The organism is Helicobacter sp. MIT 00-7814 (assembly GCF_003364115.1).
GTDB lineage: Bacteria > Campylobacterota > Campylobacteria > Campylobacterales > Helicobacteraceae > Helicobacter_F.
Genome location: NZ_NXLL01000053.1, coordinates 1 through 3,916, shown reverse-complemented (window position 1 = coordinate 3,916; position 3,916 = coordinate 1). Strand labels below are relative to the sequence as shown.

The 3,916-nt window shown below is 36.7% G+C and carries 4 protein-coding genes and 1 pseudogene; 3 read left to right on the top strand and 2 right to left on the bottom strand.

Translation table 11 applies throughout. From position 1 onward, the window contains the following. Positions 1-1,348 (top strand): annotated as a pseudogene (locus CQA49_RS10165) (hypothetical protein); the annotation flags it as partial. A gap of 18 nt (positions 1,349-1,366) precedes the next feature. On the opposite strand, the gene CQA49_RS09640 reads toward CQA49_RS10165, so the two are convergent. Together CQA49_RS09640 and CQA49_RS09635 are read right to left on the bottom strand one after the other, a co-directional pair. Further along, entirely contained in the window at positions 1,367-2,041 is a 675-nt protein-coding gene (locus CQA49_RS09640) for an NYN domain-containing protein (protein ID WP_115575737.1), read from the bottom strand. Positions 2,042-2,246: 205 nt separating this feature from the next. Continuing rightward, positions 2,247-2,669: a hypothetical protein gene (locus tag CQA49_RS09635; RefSeq protein WP_115575736.1), complete on the bottom strand. Its 423-nt coding sequence runs from the start codon at positions 2,667-2,669 to the stop codon at positions 2,247-2,249. 167 nt (positions 2,670-2,836) lie between these two features. Here CQA49_RS09635 and CQA49_RS09630 point away from each other — a divergent pair, with 167 nt between their 5' ends. Both CQA49_RS09630 and CQA49_RS09625 read left to right on the top strand, forming a co-directional pair. Next, entirely contained in the window at positions 2,837-3,034 is a 198-nt protein-coding gene (locus tag CQA49_RS09630) for a hypothetical protein (protein ID WP_115575735.1), read from the top strand. Further along, a complete protein-coding gene (locus tag CQA49_RS09625) occupies positions 3,016-3,561 on the top strand; it encodes a hypothetical protein (protein WP_115575734.1) in 546 nt (181 codons plus the stop codon). Before CQA49_RS09630 ends, CQA49_RS09625 begins: the two co-directional genes overlap by 19 nt. The last annotated feature ends 355 nt before the right edge of the window (positions 3,562-3,916 follow it).

Genomic DNA, 3,916 nt, shown 5'->3' with positions numbered 1-3,916 from the left:
TTTTAATGAGGCAACTGATGGTGGCAATATTAGAACTGCAGAGCATGGAAGTAAGTTAGAGAATTTAGGAGGCTTGAAATCAACAGAAGCTACGCTAAAAACTCAAACAAATGGAGATAGTTCTAAAGTAAATGAGGCTATAGATGAAATATCTAATGCTATGGCTAATGCAGCAGCTGAAAAGACATTAAAGCAAGTAGAAGGTTATAAATCTAAAGTAGAAGCTGGACAAATCAATAAAGATGGCTCAGTAACTTTTAATGGTATTTCACAAGGAGAATTTGATGCAGCGGAAGCCAAAGGAAAGGAAGCATTGTCGGAATACTACAACAAGCTAAATGCAAAGAGCAAATATAGGCGCAACCTAGCAGATAAAGCTCGATATGACACTCAAAAGGAAGCTTCAGGGATTGTGAATTTTGATAGTGATTTGCAAACAGCTATAGATAAGCAGGCAGATGAAGCGAAGAAAAATCTTGAGGAACAAACTCAAAGCACTGGATTTTTGGCAAAAGTGTGGGAAGGGGGAAATGTTCCTCTATGGCTAGATGATATAGATCGAATGAAGCGAGACTATGAAAGGAGAATGCAAAAACGCTATGATAATAATGCAAAACTTCAAAATCAAGCCAATATTGCGCAAAATGCTCAAGACATGTTCAAAAAAGGTGATTTTCGTGGTTTAGCTGAAGCTACCTACAGCAACCAAATAGAACTAAACACAGGTGGTCTTGTTAGTTCATTTAACGCTAACCATGGCTCACTACAAGGTGGTATTCAATCAGGTGTTTCATTCTCGCATAATGAATCAAGAAACTATAGCTTTGGCACCAATGTCAGCGGTGGTAACGCCTTAGCTGGACTAGCTATGAGTATGGGCATGTCGGCTAGTGCCTATGGAGCTGCAAGCTCAGGTATAGCGGCTGCTTCTCAAATAGCAGGTGCGACAGCTATGTTCTTGCCAGGTGGAGCTGCAGGTAAGACTTTAGCTAATGTCGGAGCTATAGGGGCTGAAAGCACAATGGCTATAGGAGTAGGTAGAGCAAATCAACTAGCTGCTACGACAAGAACTAGTATGCTTGAGAGAGGATTAGCAGGGAAACCTACAGCTGCTCCAAGTAATGCGCCACGATTAGAATATTCAGGTTCTTATACATTCTCAAACTCTATGTTTAGAGATTTTGGAACTATGAGTGGGAGAGAGCAAAGAGGATTTATGAGAGACTTTAGACAGCAAAGCCCAAGTAGAGCAAATGCGTTTGAAAGACAATATAATGCTTTACATCAGAATCCTTTGGGAAGTAATGGGGGGATAGTTGAAATGGGAATAGGAGGATTAGGTAAATAAGAAAAATCGATACTAAATCTACGACTGCCTTTTTGGCAGTGTTGTAGTAAGCCAATCTATATGCTCTCTTAAATCCTCTTTGATATATTGCCCCATATTCATAGGATCTAGGACAAAATGCAACCCTTCAACTCTTGCTAGTTTCGCAGCAGGGACAAAATCACTATCTCCAGAAATCAACACAATTTTATCAACAAGTTTTTTAAGTGCCAAAGAAGCAATGTCAATCCCAATTTTCATATCTACACCTTTTTGTTTAGCATAATAAACGAAATCTTCATCAGATAAGTCTTTGTGTGAAATCTTGCCCTTTATCAAATCAGCATATTTTTTTCTATCGCGTAGTTTCCAGTAACTATCTTTTTCATTAAGAGAACCTAATCTTAAGGCAAAGCAAGGTGTGCTAACTAACTCTTTATAAAATTGTGTTTTAAAAATACAAATAGGAGTTTTTGAGAGATCTAAAGCGGTATTAGATATTGGATAATGAACCTTCTTGTCCAGTGGCTTACAATCATAATAAAACACTCTGTAAAGTTCCTCTTCTCCCTTTTTTATGTGCTTTAAACAATGAGTTTGGATACATTTTGCAATTTCTTTAGGTGTTGTAGTTTCGTAAGTTTTTTTGAAATATGCGAAGTGCTGTCGAATAAAGAAATTTCCATCAACAAGTATTGCGACTTTCTTAGTCATTGAGATTGCCTTGATGAAAGAATAAACCCTAGTCAACAAATAGTCAAGAAACTCTTGTTGCTGCTAGGGATTCTAAGAGTTACTAGGGGATCGCTACACAATTATGATTTAGTGAGCTACTGCCCGAGCTTTAAGCGGTTATTGTATCGATAGAATGTAAATAATTCACTAAAATTAATTAAGAGTGCCTCTAAATAGTATAAATTTACTCAATAATCCTATATTCGGTTTTTTGCATATCCTCTTTGTTAGACTTTAACAATTCAAGATATTTAGGATCTTTTGCTTCCTCTCTGTTTTCATCAGCCCACATGGCACTTGATATTTTAAGCTTTCGGAAGTAAATAATTTTTAACTCTCCGCTTTCAATCAAATCAGCTTGTTCATCTTGAGTCATATTAGGATAAACAGGCTGCTTGTTTAAAGTAAGTAGATTAGCTCCAGCCTCATGACTTCTCAACCTCTCAACAACCTTTGCCTTTGCTGCACTATCCCACGCATTCCAATACATCTCATCATTGATTCTCTTTAGTTCTTTCTCATCGAAGTTATCACCATATCCATCAGGGGTGTAGTTTGGTCCTGAGAGTGTCATACCCATTAAATAACCTAGTGCAAAGCTACCCATAGCCTTTTCTCCTTTCGTTTTAGATTTATTTTGCAGGCATTATAGAGAGTTTCGGGGAAAAATGCAAATGTGGCTATGTAAAAGAAGTAGGGGGCTTGTGTTTTTGTGTTATAATGAGATGTTTTAAGTTTATAAATCTTAAAGCCTTGTAAAGGAAAGGATATTTTATGACAAAATCAATGCTTGAGCCAATCAAACTGACAAACAAGAACCTTAAAAAAGTAGAGAATGCACTTAAGGAAGCTTCCTCAAAGAAAATGGACAAGAGAATTAAACAAATTGATATGGAAGCCATTAAAAAGGGGATACCTTTAGTTAAACCAAGCAAACAAGAAGTGGAATCGCTGTGGAATATAGGACAATAAGCCTTTGTGATATATTATCTAGCAATCAAGCCCACTCCCAAACACCTTCCTTTTTAGAGGACTTTTCTTGCTCTAAGAATAAAGATTTAGAACACTTTATAAGAAATAAAGCCATAGAGTTTGAAAAAGCTCATCGTTCAAGGACATTTCTTATCCTTAAATCCAACAAACTTGAAGCTTTCTTTACACTATCTCTTAATGTCTTAAAAACACAGGGCTTAAGTAAAAGTCGCATTCAAAAGTTAAGTCCCAGAAACAACAAGAAAGATACTGATATACCTTGTATTTTAATAGGGCAATTTGGCAAATGTGATGGTGCAAGTATAGATGGCGATCTTATTATGCAAACTATGCTGGCTATTCTTTTAGATATTCGTAAATATATTGGTGGCAAGTTTGTGCTTTTAGACTCTGTTAATGTGGAAAAGGTTTTAGACTTCTATGAACGCCATGGGTTCAAAAGGATTTCATTTGAAAAAGAGAGTGAGGAAGTTAAGATGATTAGGTATTTTAGTAGGGATTTGTAGTTTGACTAGGATAGAAAGGTAGGATTAAGTGAGAAAAGCCCACCCTTCCTTTACCAGCCCTCTTATTTCTCTATTTCTCTAAATATCCTCAAACCACTCTCTCAACATACATTCCCCATTCTTTAACATAAACATACATTCTCACTCTCTAAACATACATTCCCCATTCTCCCAAACAAACACTCTTTTACTCTCTTACTCAAATAATGTCGGCTCCCAAATGAAATCTGTCCAAGACTTCTCTCACATGGAAAGTGGAGGTAAATGGCAAGGTGTCCAACAAGCCTCTACTACTACAACTCTAGGAGCAACATTTGAAAATGGTAAAGACATTGTAAGAGGTAACACTAAAGAA

Excerpts from the sequence above, each read along its gene's own strand:
- CQA49_RS09640 (WP_115575737.1), bottom strand. The coding sequence starts at position 2,041 with ATGACTAAGAAAGTCGCAATACTTGTTGATGGAAATTTCTTTATTCGA.
- CQA49_RS09635 (WP_115575736.1), bottom strand. The coding sequence starts at position 2,669 with ATGGGTAGCTTTGCACTAGGTTATTTAATGGGTATGACACTCTCAGGA.
- CQA49_RS09630 (WP_115575735.1), top strand. The coding sequence starts at position 2,837 with ATGACAAAATCAATGCTTGAGCCAATCAAACTGACAAACAAGAACCTT.